Here is a 19,885-nt window from a genome sequence, read left to right on the forward strand (position 1 = left end):
AAATTTTATTTGAATTCAAAATATATAACAAAAATAGAGTTTTAAAGTTGATATAGAAACAAAAGCAGCCAAAAATTTGACTGCTTTTATTATTTTGTGATAATTTAAAATTTATAGATTATTCTCTAGAAATTTCTCTGCCAATTACTAATCTTTGAATTTCAGAGGTGCCTTCTCCAATAGTACAAAGTTTAGAGTCTCTGTAATATTTTTCGGCAGGAAAATCTTTTGTATAACCATATCCTCCAAAAATTTGAAGTGCATTATTGGCAATTCTTACACATGCTTCGGATGCGTATAATTTTGCCATTGCGCCTTCTTTGGTTAGTTTTTGTTTATTATTTTTTAGTTCACAAGCTCTTTTAATTAGTAATTCTGCGGCATCTATTTCTGTTGCCATATCTGCCAACATAAAATTAATTGCCTGAAAATTTGCAATTGCTTTCCCAAATTGATGTCTTTCTTTTGCATATTTTAGAGCAGCATTGTAAGCTCCTTTTGCAATACCAAGAGATAAAGCGGCGATAGAAATTCTTCCACCATCCAAAATTTTCATAGCTTGTTTGAAACCATCACCAACTTCGCCTAATCTGTGAGTGTCTGGAACTCTTACATTATCAAAAATTAATTCTGCAGTTTCAGAAGCGCGCATTCCTAATTTATTTTCTTTTTTACCCGAAGAAAAACCATTCATTCCCTTTTCCAGAACAAAAGCGGTGGAATTGTTAGGTGTTCCTTTTTCTCCTGTTCTCGTCATTACAACCGCTATATCGCCAGAAATTGCATGTGTAATAAAGTTTTTAGCACCGTTTATAATCCAATATTCTCCATCTTTTATGGCTGTAGTACTCATTCCTCCTGCATCCGAACCGGTATTGTGTTCGGTAAGTCCCCAAGCTCCAATTGTTTTTCCTGTAGCTAACTTTGGGAGCCATTTTTTGCGTTGTTCTTCATTTCCAAATTCATAAATATGATTGGTACAAAGAGAATTGTGTGCAGCAATAGAAAGCCCAATTGAAGGGTCAACTTGAGATATTTCGTCTAAAATTGTAACATATTCGTTGTAGCCAAGTCCAGAACCACCGTATTCTTCTGGTATAATAATTCCCATAAAGCCCATATCTCCCATTTGATGGAAAAGTTCTTTCGGAAAGGTTTGGCTTTCGTCCCATTCCATGATGTGTGGACGTATGTTGATTTCTGCAAAATCTCTTGCTGTTTCTGCAATCATTTTAAAATTATCCATAGTTTCTGTTTGCATTTGAAATAGTTTTTTCAAATATAAATAAAAGAAAATAATTCTCAATTTTTTAAAAATTCATTAGTTTAGGAAGTATTAAATAAAATTCATAATAAAACTTTCAATAATTTGAAATTTATAATGGATAGTATTATTTTTAATTTATAATTTTGCTTCAAGACTTACTATAAATGAAGAAATTACTATTTTTTGCAATTTTGCCATTGGTAAATTTTGCACAAATTCCCTCAGGTTATTATGATGGAACTACCGGTTTAACGGGGTACGCTCTTAAATCTAAAGTTCACGATATTATATCAAAAAAAGTGTATTCTTATACTTATGACGACCTAAAAACGTTACACGGAATTACAGATTTGGATAAATATTATGAAAATGATAATACATTATTAGATATTTATTCTGAAAAACCAAATGCAGCAGATGCTTATAACTATGATTTGTCTAATATTATAAGTTCTGCTTCCGCAGAAGGGCTTGGATGGAATAGAGAACATGGGATGCCTCAAAGTACTTTTTATGGTATATATCCAATGTATTCGGATATGCATTGTATTATCCCTGCTGATGCAAGAATCAATCAATTAAGAAGTAATTATCCTTACGCAAGAAATAATGGAGCTGCTAATGATTGTAATAGTCCTAATACAACTCCTTGTACTGCAACCAATGGAAGTAAATTGGGTAAATCTACCACTCCAGGTTATACCACTCCAGTTTATGAGCCATTAGACGAATTTAAAGGAGATGTTGCAAGATATCTTTTGTATTATGTGGTGAGATATGAAGGACATCTGGGGAATAATAATTATTTATTAGCTACTTCGCCTTTAGATGGAAACGAGGAAAGAGGATTTGAAGATTGGTATATCAATTTATTCGAAGAGAATACCTCGAGGTCAATGAGGAAAAGTTTGAAAAACGGATGGTTTTTCATAGCACTATGAAAAAAAAATCAGTGAAATTTGTATGAAAGTAAAAAGTATAACAGCGAAGGAAATATTTAGGAGATTTCCTGAAGTCAAGTTAAAATTATGGGGTGGGAATTTTTGGACAAGTGGTTATTATGCAAATACGGTTGGACAATATGGAAACAAAGATGTTATCAAGAAATACATTGAGAATCAAGGAAAAGAAGTGAAATATCAAAAAGTGTACGATGGACAACTTACACTTTTTGACGACTAATACTTCGGGGCTCTGCCCCGGGGTAGTTTATTACAAATTCTCCGCCACTTACTTATACGGGAAGTCAATATGTAGAATTGGCTTACGGACAAAAATATTTAAAAACAATTTCTACTAATAATTATGATATGGGCTTTGAAACGGTAGATGGTGTTGGTTTACCCGATGTGAGTAATTCTAATGGAAATATGTCTTTATATAGAAATACCAATGTTAAAGACCCTAATTTAAGTTTTACCATGACAGAGTGGACTGGCTATCCTTCTAATTACACAATAGGTTTAGGAACTTTTTTAGCGACAAGCGAATCAATTGTTAAAGGATTAAATTTATCTATATATCCTAATCCTACATCTAATTTGATATATGTGAAAGGAGAAAATTTAAATAGAATTTCAAAAGCAGAAGTTTACGATTTTACAGGTAAATTAATTATGAAATTAGATAAGCCTTTTACTGTTGATAATTACATAGATGTTTCTTCATTGAGCTACGGTAATTATATTTTGAAAGTAGACGAAGAATCTTTTAAATTTATTAAGAAATAATTTAAATATATAATTTCTATTTATATATTTGTATTAAATTGAATTTAAAATACGTAATATTGCGTATTGAAATAGAAAAGAAAATTTTAGAAATTTGGTTAAATAATTAAACTCAAATTATTTAATTGTAAAATATACATCTTTATTTCTTTACATTTAAAAGAGAATAGAAGATTGTTTTTATTGGTTTTGATTTTGAATAGCTGCTTTTCGCAGCTATTCTTTTTATTTATTAAATTACGTAAAAATACGTATTGTGTTACAAAATAAAAATTTTGTACCTTTGTGGCAAGATTTTTGATTAAGTCTTAAAAACACAAAAAAACACACAAATGATGAATAAACTATACTCTGGTATAGCAAGTCTTGTATTTGCTATGTCAAGTGCACAACATGTTGGTATAGGAGCACAAATTTTTGATGATTCAGAAGTTTTAAAAGTTGCTTCTAACGACAAAGGAGTATTAATTCCTAATATTGATATTCCAAATCTAAATGCAGGTACTCCTGTTAATTCTCCTGCTAATTCTCTTTTAGTTTATAATACTAATGTTTCTTCTGGAAAAGGCTTTTATTATTGGAAAGATAATAAATGGAATCCTTTGGTAGATTCTTCTAATATTTACAAGTTACTCGGTATTACACGTTCGGAAAGTGTAGTTTCTACAAGTGGTATTACGGATAATTCATATAATGGAGCTCAAACTTATTCTATAGGAGAAAGCCCTTCTTCACATGATTGGCAATTAATACCAGGTCTTACAAAATCATTTAATATTTCATCAGCAAACAATAGCGTAAGTGTTGCTTCTAGTGGAATTTTGCAAGTGAATTCTTCTGGAAATTCTCTTACCTATATTTCTTATTCTATAGGAGTGTTTTTGGATGGTAAACTTGCTGGGCAAAAAAATTTCATCATTAATGGTACTGCAAATTGTCTGTTTAATGATTATAATGTTTTCTTAACACTTACAAATCTTAGTTCTGGTGATCATACAATAGCAGTTTATGAAACCAGTAGAGTAAATTTTGGTAGCTCTTCCGAAACGATTACTTATGGTGGAAAGGTTTCTAGTTGCAGTAATATTAGCAACAGTATGGATAAGTCTATTCTTAACATTCAAATAACTGAAAAATAGTAAAGTGTTATGAAAAAGCAATTTTTTTTATTGATGATATTCTTTACTGTTAGTTATTTTTCTCAAGTAGGAATTAATACAGATTCGCCGCATTCTTCCGCAGCTTTGGAAGTATATAGTGATGATATGGGCGTTACATTTCCTAATGTAAGTTTGTCAGATTATACAGATGTATCTACCATTCATAATCCTAAAGAATCTCTTATTGTTTACAATACAAATAATAACTTATATGGCAAGAAAGGTTACTATTTTTGGAATGGTACAAAATGGGATTATTTTATAAATGAAGTTAATCAATCGAATATAACAAACCACACTAGATATTATTCTGGTTTATCTCAAGAGAAATTTACTTTTTATAAATCTTCAAATCAATTTTATGGAGAAGTAAATCATTCAATAGGAGAGGTTATTACAGCAAATCCTACTTGGACAGTAGTTTCTGGTCTTACGAAGAATATTACAATTGATAGAGCTAACAATCAGTCTCTTGTTACAATTACTGGGATGATTCAAGCTAACAATTCTAATGCAAGTGGAAGATTAACAACTAGTTTTGGTTTTTTTGTTGATGATAAACTCGTAGATATAAAGCCTGTTTTTATGGATTTTGACCAGGCGTGTGCTTTTAGAGAATTTACCATTTATGCAATTGTGAACAATCTTTCGGTTGGGAACCATGTTGTTAAATTCGCTATTAGAAATAGAGCTTTAACTTCATCTCAAAATGATTTGAGCGTTACTTTCGGAGGAAAGAATCCTTCTTCTTCTTGTTCTAACGTTTCAGATGATGAAGCTAAGCTAAGTTCGACAATTTATATTAATCAACCTTATCAATTCTAAACACAATGAAAACTAAAATTTCTATATTATTAACAAGTATTTTATTTAACTTATCAATAGCTCAGGTATTAATTACTACCAATGCAGAGTTGTATAATAAACCAGATGATTCTTCAATATTACAGATTGCGGATAATAATAAAGGTTTTTTGTTGCCAAGATTAACATCAAGTTCTAAAATCTCTTCACCTGTAGAAAGTGTAGTTTTTTATAATCTTGCTTCCGGAAAATTTAATTTTTGGTCTCAAAGCAATTGGAATAGAATGTTTGAAACACAAGATGCTGCAAGTATAATAGATGTTACCAGAAATTTTGTGGGCAAATCTAATTCTAAAACTACTATTACAAGCTTTCCTAATACAATGCCAAGCTTTACTTTAGGCTCTGGAACAACTGGCTGGACGGACCTTAATGTTTCTACAACTATAACGGTTAATAAAACTTCAAATACTAATTTGGTAACTGTAGAAGGAATGTCTCAAATTAATAACACCGAAAATGCTTCGTCATTTCAGTTTGCAATAGGGATTTTTGTTGATAATGAATTAAAAGTTGTTAGAAAATTTAATTCTTTTTCATCTAATTCAACTTGTGTTTGGAAGAAATTTAACGTTTCAGGAGTTTTTGAAAACCTTTCTGTAGGAAATCATTCGGTGAAGGTTTATGCTTACAATTTACCTAAAATGTCGAATAATTATTCCAATATTACATACGGAGGAGCAGCCTCAAATAGTTGTGATAATCTGAACGAAGACATGGCAAGAATATTCATTACGGCTCAAGTTGCAGAAACGGGTAATTAATAATTTTGGAGATAAAGCTTCATTTTAGCTTCATCTTCAGGTTTAGCTTTAAGTTTTTTGAAAATTTCTTTCTCACTAGGAAAAGAAACTCTTAAAAATAAAATTTTATTGGCGTAGTATTTAAAATAGGGGTGGTTTTTTAACCATTCCTCCGAAACATTCAAAAGGTTGTATTTGTGAATGTTATCATTAGTTAGCGGAGAGGTTGTAATCAATTTTTCCGCTATATTTTTGTCTATATTATACGTTTCTAAAATCTGATTTTTGTTAACAAAACCTCCTAATTTATTTCTAAAACCAATATAACTTGCTGCCGCTTTTTCGTCAAAGCCAAATTCAATTAATTGTGCAAAAGTAATTTTGTTGAGGTCTGTTTTGCTAAAATCAGTTTTTGAAATTGCTGTTTTTGTTGAATTTGAAGATGTATTTTGTATATTATTTTGAGGAATTATAAGTTTAATATAAGGTTTCAGTTCATTGAATTTTTCAGCAGAAATCACAAAACATTTTTCAATGTCTTCTAAAGATTTGAAGCTTCCTTTCAAGTTTTTGTCTCTATAATTAACAATTACATTTGCTTGTTTTTCGCTGAAGCCTAGTTTTTGCCAACCAATAGCATTTAATTCATTTGGATTGAACTCAAAATAATTTATTTTTGTTTTTTCTGAAACAAATTTTCTTTTATTTTCTTCAAAATTTTCAGGAGTTTTTTCGGGTAAAATAAGGTAAGAATGCAATTTTGAATAGTTTTCGTCACTTATAATGAAGCATTCTTTAAATTTTTCTTTGCTTACGAAGCTTCCGCCCAAATAGTTTTTGTATTTTACAATTGCAGCAGCTTGTTTTTCAGAAAATCCCATGTTTTGCCAATCGGATTCTGAGTATAAATCAGCGATTGAATTTTCTGGAAATTTTAAGTTCTTTTTTCTCAAATTTCGAATAATAATTGTCAGAAAAACCTTTTCGAGATGAGGTTTCTGGTAATAGAATGTAGGATTCTATTTGTTCGAATTTTTCTTCTGAAATTGCATAGCACTTTCTAAGTTGTTCTTTAGATTCAAAGTTTCCGCCAACAATATTTTTGTACTTTAAAATGGTTTTTACTTGTTTTTCAGAAAAACCTAATTTTTGCCATTGTTTTGCATCTAATTCGTTTGGATTGAATTCTGATAAGAGTACAGAATTTTCTGTAGGCGAAGTAAATTCTAATTTTGGGAAATCATTTACTTTTTTAGACTTGTAAAGGTCATAAAATATTTGAAAAATTATTACAAAACCAGCAAATAGAGCTAAGGAAATGTATTGTCTTTTTCTAATTTGGTGAGGAAGTTTTGGTTTCATTTGGTTATAGTTTTATAACCAAAAATACAAATTTTTAGGAATATTGAATCAAAAATCTAAAGAAATTATGCTTCTTCTTTATCTGTTAATGAATTTTTAAGCTTAATTAACTCCGATTTTACGTATTCTAAACGGTCTATCATTTCTACCGCTTCATTTATTTTTTTGTTGGTAGTAAGAGCAATTCTGGCACCATCTAAAGTGTAACCTTTCTCTTTTACCAAGTGATAAATCATTTTTAGGTTTTTGATGTCTTCAGGCGTAAAGTATCGGTTCCCTTTTTTGTTTTTTTTAGGTTTGATAATAGGGAATTCTTGTTCCCAATATCTTATTAATGAAGCATTTACATCAAATGCTTTAGAAACTTCTCCAATAGAATAATAAAGTTTGTCTGGTAAGTTGAGTTTCATTGTGAAATAAAATAGAAATTCAAAGATAAAAAATTTTTTGTTCTTTTGGTCAAATCGTAACTTGCCAAAAAAATTTTATGATGTTTGACAAAATTAAAATCCTATTATTTTCTTCACTTTTAGTGATGAGTTGCACTTCTCAAAAATCGGTTAAATCTCAATCTATAGTAAGTAATAGTGCTGAAATACAGTTGGTTTCAGATAAATTTTCTTTTACAGAAGGTCCAGCTGCAGATAGTTATGGAAATGTGTATTTTACAGACCAACCTAATGATAAAATTTATTTTTGGAATTGGAAAACGAATAAAGTTGAAGAATTTTTAGAAAAAACAGGACGTGCAAACGGAACTTACTTTGACGAAAAAGACAATCTAATTACTTGTTCTGACGAAAGTGGAGAAATCTGGAAAATTAATGAAAACGGTGTTGCAGAAATTCTTACCACAAATTTTGAAGGTAAAAGATTAAACGGTCCAAATGATCTTTGGCTAGATAATGAAGGTGGAATTTATTTTACAGACCCTTTGTATGTGAGAGATTATTGGAAAAATTTTAAGCAAGAAATTTTTGATAAAAATCTATATTACAGAGATTCTGAAGGCAAAATTACAAAATTAGATACTTTTACTCAGCCAAACGGAATTGTAGGAAGTTTGAAATTCAAAAAACTGTATGTTTCTGATATTGATGCCAATAAAACCTTTGTTTATGACATTTTAGGTGAAGGAAAATTGGGAAATAAAAAGCTATTTTGTAATTTGGGTTCAGACGGAATGACGCTAGATAATATTGGTAATCTTTATATTACAGGAAATGGGGTGACGGTTTTTAATAGCAAAGGAGAACAAATTCATCATATTGCTGTGCCTGAAAAATGGACAGCAAATGTAACTTTTGGAGGAGAAAATTTTTCTACTTTATTTATAACCGCTTCAAAATCTGTTTATACTTTGAAAATGAATGTTTCTAAAGTGAAATAAAACTAAAAAGTGCCAAAGAAATTAATCTTTGGCATTTGTTTTAATAAGCGATTTCCATTTTTATTTTCTTGCCTTTTAGTTTTTCGTTGGCGAGTTTTTTCAGGACATCTTTCACTTTATTTCGGGCAACCGCTACGTAAGAAGTATTGTCTTTTACTTCAATAATACCAACGTCTTCTTTGGTTAATTCCCCTTTTTTTATGAGATAACCAACAATGTCAACCTTGTTTACTTTGTCTTTTTTTCCCGCGCTTATATAAATCGTTTGGAAAGGCGTTTTAGCTGGAATTCTATATTTTTCTGTAATGTTTTCTTCAGGAGTATTGCTTTTGATGAAAGGAAAGTTTTCTTCCTCAGTCAAAATTAAATAGGCAAAACCTTTGGCATGCATTCTGGCGGTTCGTCCGTTTCTGTGGATAAAAGCATCTTCTTTTGGTGGCAATTGATAATGTACAATAGATTCTACTTCTGGAATGTCTAAACCTCTGGAAGCCAAATCTGTAGTTATAAGAATTCTAGTAGAATCATTTCTGAATTTTAGCAAAGCACGTTCTCTTTCATCTTGTTCCATACCACCGTGAAAGGTTTCTCTATCAATTCCTTTTTCCTTTAAAAGTTCAGAAATTCTATCTACAGCATCTCTGTGATTGCAAAAAATAAGCGTTCTTTTGTTACCGATTTTGCAGACAAGGTTGAAAAGTGTATCCAATTTTTCTTCGGGAATTGTCATCACTTTTTTTAGTTGAATATTAGGTTTTGCTTCGCCTAATTTTAAAAAATTGATGGTTTTTTCGTTGTCTAATCCTACAAATTTTGGGATATTATCCATTGCAGTAGCAGAAGTAAGGAAACGCTGCGAAATATTTTTTAAAGAATTGATAATGTAGCTCATATCTTCTTCAAATCCTAATTCTAAAGCTTTGTCGAATTCATCTAAAACCAAAGTTTTGATGGTTTTTGTATCGAAATTATTATTTTTGAGATGATAAGCAACTCTTCCTGGTGTTCCTATTAAAACTGCTGGAGCTTGAGTAAGATTATTGATTTCAATTTTTTTATCGTGTCCACCGTAGCAGATAGTTACCTTGAAATCGGTTCCCATATTTTTGAAAACTTGTTCTATTTGTAACGCCAATTCTCTAGCCGGTACTAGAATAATGGCTTGAATGCCAGAAACTTCTTTTTGTAAATTTCTAAGTACAGGAAACAGAAAAGCAAGAGTTTTTCCAGAGCCTGTTGGAGAAAGTAAGATGATATCTTGTTCGTTTTCAGAAGCTTGGTAAGTAGATTTCTGCATTTGATTCATTTCCTGAATTTGCAGTTTTTCGTAGATTGGTTGTAATTCCATTTTGCAAATTTAAGCTAAAGGATTGAGGTAATCTAAAGTGTATTCATTTTAGATGGTAAGAATTGCTGCTATCTTGTTAATTTTAAGCCAATTAATTATTATAAAATAAGAAAAATAATCTATTGTTTATTTAATAAAATTTTGTAATTTTGCACCACTTTTTGTGGGAGTAATTTTGGCGAAGTAAAACATTAATAATTAACATCTTCCGTATTTTTTAGAGTCCACATAATGCCAAAGCTAAAAAAGAAGGAATACAAATTTTATTTTTATGTCTGAATTGACAAACCAAGAAGCGTTATATAACGCAAACGTAGCACCAGAACAATTTGATTGGGATTCTTTCGAATCAGGTCTTGACGCTGATGCAAGAAAAGAAAAATCTGATTTAGAAGAAATCTACAAAGGTTCTCTTAATGATCTTGCAGAATCTGACGTAATCGTTGGTAAAGTAGTAAGATTAACTGATAAAGAAGCGATTGTAGATATCAATTTCAAATCAGAAGGTGTTATTTCTCTTAACGAATTCCGTTACAACCAAGGTCTTAAAGTAGGTGATGAAGTAGAAGTAATGGTTGATAGAAGAGAAGACAAAACTGGTCAATTACAATTATCTCACAAAAAAGCAAGAACGCTTAAAGCTTGGGATAGAGTAAATGAATACCACGAGTCTGGAGAAATCGTTAATGGTTTCGTAAAATCTAGAACTAAAGGTGGTATGATTGTAGATGTTTTCGGTATCGAAGCATTTTTACCAGGTTCTCAAATTGATGTTAAACCAATCAAAGATTACGATCAATTCGTAGGTAAAACTATGGAATTCAAAGTTGTGAAAATCAACCCTGAGTTCAAAAACGTAGTAGTATCTCACAAAGCGTTAATCGAAGCTGATATTGAAGGTCAGAAAAAAGAAATCATCGCTCAATTAGAGAAAGGTCAAGTTCTTGAAGGTACTGTTAAGAATATTACTTCTTACGGTGTATTTATCGATCTTGGTGGTGTAGATGGTCTTATCCACATTACAGATCTTTCTTGGTCTAGAGTTAACCATCCATCTGAAATCTTAGCAGACGGACAAACTGTAAAAGTGGTTATCCTTGATTTTGATGATGAAAAAACTAGAATTCAATTAGGTATGAAGCAATTAGAAGCACACCCTTGGGATGCTCTAGATGCTAACCTAAAAGTAGGTGATAAAGTAAAAGGTAAAGTAGTAGTTCTTGCTGATTATGGTGCATTTGTAGAAGTAGCTCCAGGTGTAGAAGGACTTATCCACGTATCTGAAATGTCTTGGTCTACTCACTTAAGAAGTGCTGGTGATTTCGTTAAAATTGGTGACGAAGTAGAAGCTGTAGTACTTACTTTAGATAGAGAAGAAAGAAAAATTTCTTTAGGAATTAAGCAATTAACTCCAGATCCATGGGCTGATATCCAAACTAAATACCCTGTTGGTTCTCAACACGTTGGTACTGTAAGAAACTTCACTAACTTTGGTGTTTTCGTAGAACTAGAAGAAGGAATTGATGGTCTTATCTACATTTCTGATCTTTCTTGGACTAAGAAAATCAAACATCCATCAGAATTCTGTAACGTAGGTGATAAACTAGACGTTGTAGTATTAGAATTGGATACTGAAGCGAGAAGACTTTCTTTAGGTCACAAACAATTAACTGAAAACCCTTGGGATAAATTCGAAACTAAATATGCTGAAGGTACTGTTCACTCAGGAAAAGCTACAGACGTTTTCGATAAAGGTGCTCAAGTTCAGTTCGAAGATGCAGAAGTAGAAGCTTTCGCTCCTTCAAGATTATTAGAAAAAGAAGATGGTTCTAAAATCAAAAAAGGTGAAACTGCAGATTTCAAAGTAATTGAATTTAACAAAGAATTCAAAAGAGTAGTAGTATCTCACACTGGTATCTTCAGGGACGAAGAGAAAAAAGCTGCAAAAGAAGCTAAACCAGCTGCTAGTTCTTCAAACGAAGAAAAATCTACACTTGGTGATATCGATGCTTTAGCAGAACTTAAGAAAAGAATGGAAGAAGGTAAATAATCTTCCGAAATTTTCATAAATTTAAGCCGTTTTGTATTTTACAAAACGGTTTTTATTTGAATTTATATTTAATTATTATGAAAAAGATTCTTGTTTTATTCTTTAACTTACTGATTTTTATGGTTTTATCTCAAGAAAAACTGAAAAACCTAGATGCTACTTTGTCTAATTACGAATATCCTTTTGAAGTGAAATATTTTAATTTTAAGTCTCAAAATCAAGATTTAAAAATGGCTTATATGGATATTTTACCACAAAAAAGCAATGGTAAAAATGTACTTCTTTTACACGGGAAAAACTTTAATGGCGCTTATTGGAAACAAACGGCTACAGAACTTTCAAAATTAGGCTACAGAGTTATTATTCCAGACCAGATTGGCTTCGGAAAGTCTTCTAAACCTTCTCAATATCAATATTCTTTTCATCAATTAGCACAGAATACCAAACAGATTTTAGATGAGCTTAAAATCGATAAAATTAATGTTTTAGGACATTCTATGGGCGGGATGTTGGCGACAAAATTTGCATTGATGTATCCTGAAACTACAGAAAAATTGATTCTAGAAAATCCAATTGGTTTAGAAGATTATAAAACGCTAACTCCTTATGTTTCTGTTGATAAAATGTATCAAAATGAATTGAAGCAAACTGCTGAAGATATTAAAAATTATCAATTAAAATTCTATTATGATAACAAATGGAAACCCGAATATGATGAATGGATGTATCTTCTTGCTGGTTGGACGGTGAATAAAGATTATCCTTTAGTTGCTTGGAATGTTGCACTTACTTATGATATGATTTTTACTCAACCTGTAGTTTATGAATTTCCAAAATTGAAAGTTCCTACTTTGCTCATCATCGGGACAAGAGATAGAACAGCTCTAGGCAAAGCCAATGCTTCTGCGGAAGTACAGAGCAAGATGGGATTGTATCAAAATCTTGGGAAAGAAACTCAGAAGAAAATTCCAAATTCTCAATTGGTAGAAATTGAAAATATAGGACATCTTCCTCATATTGAAGCATTTGACAAATTTATAAAACCTTTAGTTGAGTTTTTGAAATAGTCAAATTTCTGTAAAAGATATTTGTTTGTTTCGAAGAAAATTAATAATTTTACAGCCTGTTAATCAACCTCTGACGAAAGGCGTGTACGTTGTTTAGCTTTGAACATTTTTTTTTAAATTAAACGATGGATTTAATTAAGTACGTACAAGACAAGTACATTACAAAAAAAGAATTCCCTGAATTCAACACTGGTGATACCATTACTGTGTATTACGAAATTAAAGAAGGTAACAAAACTAGAACACAGTTCTTCAAAGGAGTTGTGATTCAGTTGAGAGGAGCTGGAGCTACTAAAACTTTCACTATCCGTAAAATGAGTGGTGATGTAGGTGTAGAAAGAGTTTTCCCAATCAACATGCCAGCTTTACAAAAAATTGAAGTTGATAGAAGAGGTAAAGTTAGAAGATCTAGAATTTTCTACTTCAGAGATCTTAGAGGTAAAAAAGCGAGAATTAAAGACGCTGCTTACAAAAAGTAATCTCTTCTTAAGAAGAAAAAATAAAAGCATTCCAAATTTATTTTTGGAATGCTTTTTTATTTTATAGAATCAAAGAATTTTGATTCTCGAAATATCACACATGAGAAAATCAGCAAATTGTTACATCATCAAATCAATTAAGGTTCAAAAGCTTCAAATTTTCCATTTTCGTAGAAAAAAACAATTCTTTTAATTTTGTTTTCGGTTTCTTTTGGTTTAAGCTCTTCATTTACAGATTGTTGAGTCTTTGAAATGTCGTTGAAAATTTCTAATCGCTGAGAATCGCTTGAAATTTCTTTTCTAGGACTTGGGAAAGAATTATTCAACTCTCGTAAAGTTTCATTTTGAATGTTATCTTGAACAAAAACTTCATTTTTATAATCTTCATCAATTAATGTAAAAAGGTCTGGCGAAGAATTTTCTTCTTTTTCAGAAAATGGCAAAGGAGTAGAACTTTCTTTCATTTCGCCAGTTCCTAAGATTATCCAATTCCAACTCAGTTCTGGAAATTTAGTTTTAACTTTTGTTACAAATTCTAGGGAAGGTTTATTTCTCCCAGACATAATGTGAGAAATGCTAGAACGCTGTACATCTATTTCGTCTGCAAATTCTGAAGCCGACAAACCAGAATATTCTAATATTTTTGTAATTCTTTCATTGATTTCCATAATTACAAATGTAATAAAATTAATTTACAAAAGTAAATACAGATGTAAATTTAAAATTAGCTTTGCATTTTACAAAAGTAAACATTGTATATAAGGTACTATAAATAAACACTTTTATGTATTTACAAACTTAAATTAAATGATAATTTACATCAAAAATAATTGTTTATAAAAGTAAATTCAAAAAAAATACTCTCAAAATAGAGAGTATTGGTATAAATTTATTACAGAATTAATTTAATAATTATCGTCGTCTTCGTTTAGTTTAATAGTTGGCTTTCTATCTTTCTTTTTCTCAGGAAATAGTAAAGATGTAAATATACTTAGCCCTAAAATGCTAATGATGATAATAAGAGAATCTGTGGTTGTAAAGCCCCATTCTTCAAGATAAATATGGAAAAGCATTTTGAGACCGATAAAGGTTAATAATGCTGCTAAACCTATTTTTAAGAATCTAAATTTATCGATAATTCCTGCTAATAAGAAGAACATAGACCTAAGCCCGATAATGGCAAATATATTTGAGAAAAATACCACATAAGCATCTTTAGTTACCGAAAATATTGCCGGGATGCTATCTACAGCAAAAATTAAATCGGTAAATTCTATAATAATAAGTACTAAAAATAGAGGTGTAATCTTCTTAATACCATCAATTGTTATAAAAAATTTATTTCCTACGAAGCTATGATGTACATTAAAGTACTTATTGGCAAATTTTACTACAGGATGGTTTTTGGAGTCAATTTCTTCTTCTTCGTTTCTATTCCAGAACATCTTAATTCCGGTAAAAACCAAAAATCCACCGAATACATACATGATCCAACTGAATTTAGCAATTAATGCAGCTCCTACAAATATAAATACGAATCGCATCAATATAGCTCCTAAAATACCCCAAAAAAGAACTCTGTGATAATTTCTTGGCGCAACACCAAACGCTGTGAAAACCAACACTATTACAAATATATTATCTACAGAAAGTGCATATTCTACTAAATAACCAGTAAGATATTCTAACCCCAGATTATGATTATATAAGGCTATACTACTTTCTAAATCACCTGGAATGATTTTAACTGGATGATGGTGAGCATTGATTACTTTTTGAAGTTTTTCGATACTATCAATGCCGTGGAGTAGGTGACCGTATGAAGTTAATATAAAGTAAAAACCTATAGCCAAACTGACTACAAAAAAGCTCATTAGCCCTGCTTGTTTTAAAGAAATTTTGTCAGATTTTTTGTGTAAAAGACCTAAATCTAAAGCTAAAATAAAACAAATGAAAATTAAAAAAGATAGCAGAAATATTAGTTCGTTGCTCATGATAAAAATTAAAAATTATTCTTCAAAGATAGCCAAAATAATAAAAATTGAAGAATTTACATTTGTTTCACTATTAATTTAAATTTTAGTTATTCACAATCTCAATGTTTAACGGAATAACTTTACAATTGAGAAATAGCACCATTTTTTCACTTAAAGTCAAATTAAAAATATAGTTTAATTAAATTACATAAATTACTCATTTTAAATAATTTATAAATTTTAATTTAATTATATGTAATTAACAATTTTTTCCACAGACAAAATGTCTTTTTCTTGAGTTTAATTAGTTTACAAATGTCAATTAGGTGATTATTTCTTTTTATCGTATTTTTGAATAATTAAATTTATCCACATAATGAATTCTAGTTTTCAATATCAGAAAAACCCTAATTTTCCCAATCGTTATATTTCGCCCGAAAGTCTTTATAATTTTATTTGTGAGAATCTCAGCGATTACGTTTCAGAAATTGGTAAGTCAACTTTAGGGCTTCCTATTTATAAATTTTCCTACGGAACTGGTAGTATTAATATATTAGCTTGGTCTCAAATGCATGGCAATGAGAGTAATTCTACGCATTGTATGCTAGATTTATGGTACTCTTTAGAGTCTCAACCAGAACTTAAAGAAGAAGTTTTTAGTAAAATTTCTCTTGATTTTATATTTATGCTCAATCCAGATGGTTCTAAAGTTTGGACGAGAAGAAATGCGTTGGATGTGGATATGAACAGAGATTATTTGCAAGGTGCAAGTTGTGAAATGCAACTTTTAAAAGAAATAGCTTTTTCTAAAAAGTATGATTATGGCTTTAATCTTCATGAGCAAAGAACACTTTTTTCAACTGATGGTAAGAATCCAGCAACTTTGTCTTTTTTAGCGCCTTCTCAAGATTTCGATAGAACAGTTACAGAAACCAGAAAAAAAAGTATGGCGGTTATTTCTGAAATTTATGAAGCTTTAAAAACTCAAATTCCTAATCAAATTGCAAGATATTCTGATGAATTTTATCCTACTTCTACAGGAGATAATTTAATGAAAGCTGGTATTCCTGTGGTTTTGTTTGAAGGAGGGCATTTTCCTAATGATTATCAAAGATTTGGAACTAGAAAATATTATACTATTGCATTATATACTGCGCTTTCTACGATAGGTAAGTTAGAAAATGATACGCTTGGTTTCGAAAGATCTTTGAAATTCCAGAAAATAAAGAATCTCATTTTGACATTATCTATAGAAATTTAAAACTAAATACCGATTTTGAATGTATTTTAGATGTTGCTGTTCAGTTTAAAGAAGAAATTAGAGAAGGAAATAAAGAAATTTCTTTTGTTCCAATTGTGGTGGAAGTTGGAGATTTACATCGAAAAAAAGGTTGGAAAGAAATAGACTGTACAGGAAAAAGATTTGTTTCTCAGAATAAATTTCCAAAATTAGACGCTGTTCAAAATTTCACAATAGAATAGTAGATTTTTGTAATAAATTTTAAAATATATTTTTAGACCTGACTTTTTTTTGAAAATTAGTCAGGTTTTTTTATAACCAAAAATAATCAATTGATTAATCTTATTATTGATATTAATCATAAAAGTTTACAAATATTTTAATTTAAAATATTGTAATTCAAATATTTAAGTAATTTTATTTATTGAAAAGTTTACAAAAAATAAATTTTGATGTAAAAATTAATATATAGTAATTGTATTTTTATTTATTTTTGATAAGTAAAAAATTAAATTAAAATTATGGAGAAGATAACTAATAATTATGCTTATGAAGAAACTTTAAAATATTTCAAAGGAGACGATTTGGCTGCTAGAGTTTGGGTGACAAAATATGCCTTAAAAGATTCTGATGGAAATATTTATGAAAAAACGCCGGATGATATGCATCACAGAATTGCCTCCGAAATTGCAAGAGTTGAGCAGAAGTATCCAAATCCATTATCTGAAAACGAGATTTTTGATTTAATAAAAAACTTTAAATATATTATTCCGCAAGGAAGCCCAATGACGGGAATTGGGAATAATTTCCAGATTGCTTCACTTTCAAATTGCTTTGTAATTGGCAACGGAACGGATAGTGATTCCTACGGAAGTATAATGAAAATAGACGAAGAACAAGTTCAGCTGATGAAACGAAGAGGCGGAGTTGGGCATGATTTGTCTTATATTCGTCCAAAAGGCTCTGCTGTGAAGAATTCAGCGCTTACTTCAACAGGTTTAGCGCCATTTATGGAGCGTTACTCTAATTCTACAAGAGAGGTGGCGCAAGATGGAAGAAGAGGCGCTTTAATGTTGTCGGTTTCAATTAATCATCCAGATGCTGAAGATTTTATCAATGCCAAATTAGAGCAAGGAAAAGTTACTGGAGCTAATATTTCGGTGAGAATTGATGACGAATTTATGAAAGCTGTAAAATCTGATTCGGAATATGTTCAGAAATATCCTGTTTTTAGCAAAAATCCAAAATTTACCAAAATAATTTATGCTGAAGAACTCTGGAAAAAAATTGTTTATAATGCTTGGAAATCTGCAGAACCGGGAATTTTATTTTGGGATACTATTATCAAAGAATCTTTGCCAGATTGTTATTCAGATTTAGGTTTTGAGACCATTTCTACCAATCCTTGTGGCGAAATTCCGCTTTGTCCTTACGATTCTTGTAGATTAATTGCGATAAATCTTTATTCTTACGTAGAAAATCCATTTACCAAAAAAGCTAAATTCAATTTTGAATTATTTAGAAAACACGCTGCTTATGCGCAAAGGATGATGGATGACATTATTGATTTGGAGATGGAAAAAATTGATGCAATTCTTGCTAAAATTGAAAAAGACCCAGAAAATGAAGAAATAAAACATACCGAAAAACATCTTTGGGAGAAAATTCGTAAAAAAACATTAGAAGGACGTAGAACAGGTGTTGGAATTACTGCAGAAGGCGATATGTTGGCTGCATTAAATTTAACCTATGGAAGCAAAGAAGCAAATGAATTTTCGGTGGAAGTTCACAAAAATTTGGCACTTTCTGCGTATCATTCTTCGGTGGAAATGGCGAAAGAAAGAGGTGCTTTTGAAGTTTATGATGCGGAAAGAGAGAAAAATAATCCTTTTGTTTTGAGGATTAAAGAAGCTGATGAAGATTTGTATCAAGAAATGGTAAAATATGGTAGAAGAAATATTGCGTTATTGACAATTGCACCAACTGGAAGCACAAGTTTAATGTCTCAGACTACATCGGGAATTGAACCTGTATTTTTACCGGTTTACAAGCGCAGAAGAAAAGTAAATCCGAATGATAAAGATGTAAAAGTTGATTTTGTGGACGAAGTTGGCGATTCTTGGGAAGAGTATATTGTTTTTCATCATCATTTTAAAACTTGGATGGAAGCAAATGGTTTTGATACTTCTAAAGATTATTCAAATGAAGAAATTCAGGAATTAATTGCAAAATCTCCTTACTATAAAGCAACTTCTAACGATATTGATTGGCTAAGTAAAGTAGAAATGCAAGGCGCAATTCAAAAATGGGTAGATCATTCTATTTCGGTAACTATTAACATTCCGAATGAAGCAACCGTTGAATTGGTGAATGAATTGTATATCAAAGCTTGGGAAGTTGGTTGTAAAGGTGTTACAGTTTACAGAGATGGTTCTAGAAGTGGAGTTTTGGTAGCTGCGGATGATAAAAAAGAGGAAGAAACTGAAGAAGCACATCAAAATCTTGAAGCTTTTCCTACGAAAAGACCTCAAATTCTAGAAGCTGATGTGGTGAGATTTCAAAATAATAAAGAAAAATGGATTGCTTTTGTTGGATTGATTGACGAAAGACCTTACGAAATTTTTACAGGTTTGGCAGATGACGAAGAGGGAATTATGCTTCCACGTTGGGTAAATGAAGGTTTAATTATCAAAAACAGAGACGAAAGTGGTGTTTCTCGATACGATTTCCAATTTAAGAATTTGAGAGGTTATAAAACCACGATTGAAGGACTTTCTCATAAATTTAATCCAGAATTTTGGAATTATGCTAAATTGATTTCAGGAACTTTAAGACACGGAATGCCAATTGAAAATGTGGTGGAATTAATCAACAGATTAGAATTAGATTCAGAATCTATCAATACATGGAAAGCAGGTGTTGCAAGAGCTTTGAAACGATATATTGCAGACGGAACTGAAGCAGACGGACAAAAATGTAGCAATTGCGGTTCAGACCAAGTAGTTTACCAAGAAGGTTGCTTAATTTGTAAAAATTGTGGAAGCTCGAAATGTGGGTAAAATTTTGGATGTTTACAAAGCAATTGTTCATTTTGATTTTCTATAGGAAGCTAAATGATTTTATATAATTTATAAACAATGAGCCACAGTTTTTTGTGGCTTTTTAATTTTATAATATCTTTGATAGTTTTAAAATTCTAAAAATTTTGA

The 19,885-nt window shown here is 30.6% G+C and carries 18 protein-coding genes and 1 pseudogene; 12 read left to right on the top strand and 7 right to left on the bottom strand.

Annotation, left to right across the window (positions count from 1 at the left end):
- Window positions 1-118: 118 nt before the first annotated feature.
- Complete coding sequence (locus tag QM746_RS09545) at window positions 119-1,261, bottom strand: acyl-CoA dehydrogenase family protein (protein ID WP_414984012.1); 1,143 nt, start codon at window positions 1,259-1,261, stop codon at window positions 119-121.
- 170 nt (window positions 1,262-1,431) lie between these two features.
- Here QM746_RS09545 and QM746_RS09550 point away from each other — a divergent pair, with 170 nt between their 5' ends.
- The 6 genes from QM746_RS09550 (at window position 1,432) to QM746_RS09575 (ending at window position 5,785) form a co-directional block, all read left to right on the top strand.
- The gene (locus QM746_RS09550) at window positions 1,432-2,208 is read left to right on the top strand and encodes an endonuclease (RefSeq protein WP_414984013.1); all 777 of its coding nucleotides are present in this window, start codon (window positions 1,432-1,434) and stop codon (window positions 2,206-2,208) included.
- A 7-nt stretch (window positions 2,209-2,215) separates the two neighbouring features.
- Window positions 2,216-2,449, top strand: a complete 234-nt coding sequence (locus QM746_RS09555) for a transposase (RefSeq protein WP_414985141.1) — start codon at window positions 2,216-2,218, stop codon at window positions 2,447-2,449.
- A gap of 77 nt (window positions 2,450-2,526) precedes the next feature.
- Window positions 2,527-2,997, top strand: a complete 471-nt coding sequence (locus tag QM746_RS09560; RefSeq protein WP_414984014.1) for a T9SS type A sorting domain-containing protein — start codon at window positions 2,527-2,529, stop codon at window positions 2,995-2,997.
- A gap of 332 nt (window positions 2,998-3,329) precedes the next feature.
- On the top strand, window positions 3,330-4,136 hold the full coding sequence (locus QM746_RS09565) for a hypothetical protein (RefSeq protein ID WP_414984015.1): 807 nt from the start codon (window positions 3,330-3,332) through the stop codon (window positions 4,134-4,136).
- Between the two features lie 9 nt (window positions 4,137-4,145).
- Entirely contained in the window at window positions 4,146-4,982 is an 837-nt protein-coding gene (locus QM746_RS09570) for a hypothetical protein (RefSeq protein WP_414984016.1), read from the top strand.
- Between the two features lie 5 nt (window positions 4,983-4,987).
- Entirely contained in the window at window positions 4,988-5,785 is a 798-nt protein-coding gene (locus tag QM746_RS09575) for a hypothetical protein (protein WP_414984017.1), read from the top strand.
- Here QM746_RS09575 and QM746_RS09580 read toward each other — a convergent pair.
- The 3 genes from QM746_RS09580 to QM746_RS09590 all read right to left on the bottom strand — a co-directional run bounded on the left by QM746_RS09580 (window position 5,782) and on the right by QM746_RS09590 (window position 7,536).
- Window positions 5,782-6,717, bottom strand: coding sequence for a hypothetical protein (locus QM746_RS09580; RefSeq protein WP_414984018.1), 936 nt, complete (start codon window positions 6,715-6,717; stop codon window positions 5,782-5,784). The genes QM746_RS09575 and QM746_RS09580 overlap by 4 nt on opposite strands.
- Window positions 6,674-7,126 carry a ComEA family DNA-binding protein gene (locus QM746_RS09585; RefSeq protein ID WP_414984019.1) on the bottom strand — a complete coding sequence of 151 codons (453 nt, stop codon included), beginning with the start codon at window positions 7,124-7,126 and terminating at the stop codon, window positions 6,674-6,676. Before QM746_RS09585 ends, QM746_RS09580 begins: the two co-directional genes overlap by 44 nt.
- Window positions 7,127-7,191: 65 nt before the next feature.
- Window positions 7,192-7,536 carry a MerR family transcriptional regulator gene (locus QM746_RS09590; protein WP_374363321.1) on the bottom strand — a complete coding sequence of 115 codons (345 nt, stop codon included), beginning with the start codon at window positions 7,534-7,536 and terminating at the stop codon, window positions 7,192-7,194.
- Window positions 7,537-7,616: 80 nt separating this feature from the next.
- On the opposite strand from QM746_RS09590, the gene QM746_RS09595 reads away from it, so the two are divergent.
- On the top strand, window positions 7,617-8,516 hold the full coding sequence (locus tag QM746_RS09595; protein ID WP_414984020.1) for an SMP-30/gluconolactonase/LRE family protein: 900 nt from the start codon (window positions 7,617-7,619) through the stop codon (window positions 8,514-8,516).
- A 40-nt stretch (window positions 8,517-8,556) separates the two neighbouring features.
- Here QM746_RS09595 and QM746_RS09600 read toward each other — a convergent pair whose 3' ends face one another.
- Entirely contained in the window at window positions 8,557-9,864 is a 1,308-nt protein-coding gene (locus QM746_RS09600) for a DEAD/DEAH box helicase (protein ID WP_414984021.1), read from the bottom strand.
- Between the two features lie 271 nt (window positions 9,865-10,135).
- Between QM746_RS09600 and rpsA the strand changes: the two genes are divergently transcribed.
- The 3 genes from rpsA (at window position 10,136) to rplS (ending at window position 13,460) form a co-directional block, all read left to right on the top strand.
- A complete protein-coding gene (gene rpsA, locus QM746_RS09605) occupies window positions 10,136-11,914 on the top strand; it encodes a 30S ribosomal protein S1 (protein ID WP_414984022.1) in 1,779 nt (592 codons plus the stop codon).
- Between the two features lie 77 nt (window positions 11,915-11,991).
- Complete coding sequence (locus QM746_RS09610; protein WP_414984023.1) at window positions 11,992-12,981, top strand: alpha/beta fold hydrolase; 990 nt, start codon at window positions 11,992-11,994, stop codon at window positions 12,979-12,981.
- A gap of 125 nt (window positions 12,982-13,106) precedes the next feature.
- Window positions 13,107-13,460 (top strand): 50S ribosomal protein L19, encoded by a 354-nt coding sequence (rplS, locus tag QM746_RS09615; protein ID WP_374363309.1) that lies wholly within the window; start codon window positions 13,107-13,109, stop codon window positions 13,458-13,460.
- Window positions 13,461-13,597: 137 nt separating this feature from the next.
- Here the strand turns inward: rplS and QM746_RS09620 are convergent, their stop codons facing one another.
- Window positions 13,598-14,128, bottom strand: coding sequence for a helix-turn-helix domain-containing protein (locus QM746_RS09620; protein ID WP_414984024.1), 531 nt, complete (start codon window positions 14,126-14,128; stop codon window positions 13,598-13,600).
- A gap of 237 nt (window positions 14,129-14,365) precedes the next feature.
- Window positions 14,366-15,454 (bottom strand): TerC/Alx family metal homeostasis membrane protein, encoded by a 1,089-nt coding sequence (locus tag QM746_RS09625; protein WP_414984025.1) that lies wholly within the window; start codon window positions 15,452-15,454, stop codon window positions 14,366-14,368.
- Between the two features lie 358 nt (window positions 15,455-15,812).
- Here QM746_RS09625 and QM746_RS09630 point away from each other — a divergent pair.
- Window positions 15,813-16,918 (top strand): annotated as a pseudogene (locus tag QM746_RS09630) (M14 family zinc carboxypeptidase).
- 279 nt (window positions 16,919-17,197) lie between these two features.
- Window positions 17,198-19,735: an adenosylcobalamin-dependent ribonucleoside-diphosphate reductase gene (locus QM746_RS09635; RefSeq protein WP_414984026.1), complete on the top strand. Its 2,538-nt coding sequence runs from the start codon at window positions 17,198-17,200 to the stop codon at window positions 19,733-19,735.
- Window positions 19,736-19,885: the final 150 nt, after the last annotated feature.

It is taken from the genome of Cloacibacterium sp., assembly GCF_047601505.1.
GTDB lineage: Bacteria > Bacteroidota > Bacteroidia > Flavobacteriales > Weeksellaceae > Cloacibacterium.

Bases quoted from the DNA above. Each gene is read 5' to 3' on its own strand.
- QM746_RS09545 (WP_414984012.1), bottom strand. From the start codon at position 1,261: ATGCAAACAGAAACTATGGATAATTTTAAAATGATTGCAGAAACAGCA.
- QM746_RS09550 (WP_414984013.1), top strand. From the start codon at position 1,432: ATGAAGAAATTACTATTTTTTGCAATTTTGCCATTGGTAAATTTTGCA.
- QM746_RS09565 (WP_414984015.1), top strand. From the start codon at position 3,330: ATGATGAATAAACTATACTCTGGTATAGCAAGTCTTGTATTTGCTATG.
- QM746_RS09570 (WP_414984016.1), top strand. From the start codon at position 4,146: ATGAAAAAGCAATTTTTTTTATTGATGATATTCTTTACTGTTAGTTAT.
- QM746_RS09575 (WP_414984017.1), top strand. From the start codon at position 4,988: ATGAAAACTAAAATTTCTATATTATTAACAAGTATTTTATTTAACTTA.
- QM746_RS09585 (WP_414984019.1), bottom strand. From the start codon at position 7,126: ATGAAACCAAAACTTCCTCACCAAATTAGAAAAAGACAATACATTTCC.
- QM746_RS09590 (WP_374363321.1), bottom strand. From the start codon at position 7,536: ATGAAACTCAACTTACCAGACAAACTTTATTATTCTATTGGAGAAGTT.
- QM746_RS09595 (WP_414984020.1), top strand. From the start codon at position 7,617: ATGTTTGACAAAATTAAAATCCTATTATTTTCTTCACTTTTAGTGATG.
- QM746_RS09600 (WP_414984021.1), bottom strand. From the start codon at position 9,864: ATGGAATTACAACCAATCTACGAAAAACTGCAAATTCAGGAAATGAAT.
- rpsA (WP_414984022.1), top strand. From the start codon at position 10,136: ATGTCTGAATTGACAAACCAAGAAGCGTTATATAACGCAAACGTAGCA.
- QM746_RS09610 (WP_414984023.1), top strand. From the start codon at position 11,992: ATGAAAAAGATTCTTGTTTTATTCTTTAACTTACTGATTTTTATGGTT.
- rplS (WP_374363309.1), top strand. From the start codon at position 13,107: ATGGATTTAATTAAGTACGTACAAGACAAGTACATTACAAAAAAAGAA.
- QM746_RS09620 (WP_414984024.1), bottom strand. From the start codon at position 14,128: ATGGAAATCAATGAAAGAATTACAAAAATATTAGAATATTCTGGTTTG.
- QM746_RS09625 (WP_414984025.1), bottom strand. From the start codon at position 15,454: ATGAGCAACGAACTAATATTTCTGCTATCTTTTTTAATTTTCATTTGT.
- QM746_RS09635 (WP_414984026.1), top strand. From the start codon at position 17,198: ATGGAGAAGATAACTAATAATTATGCTTATGAAGAAACTTTAAAATAT.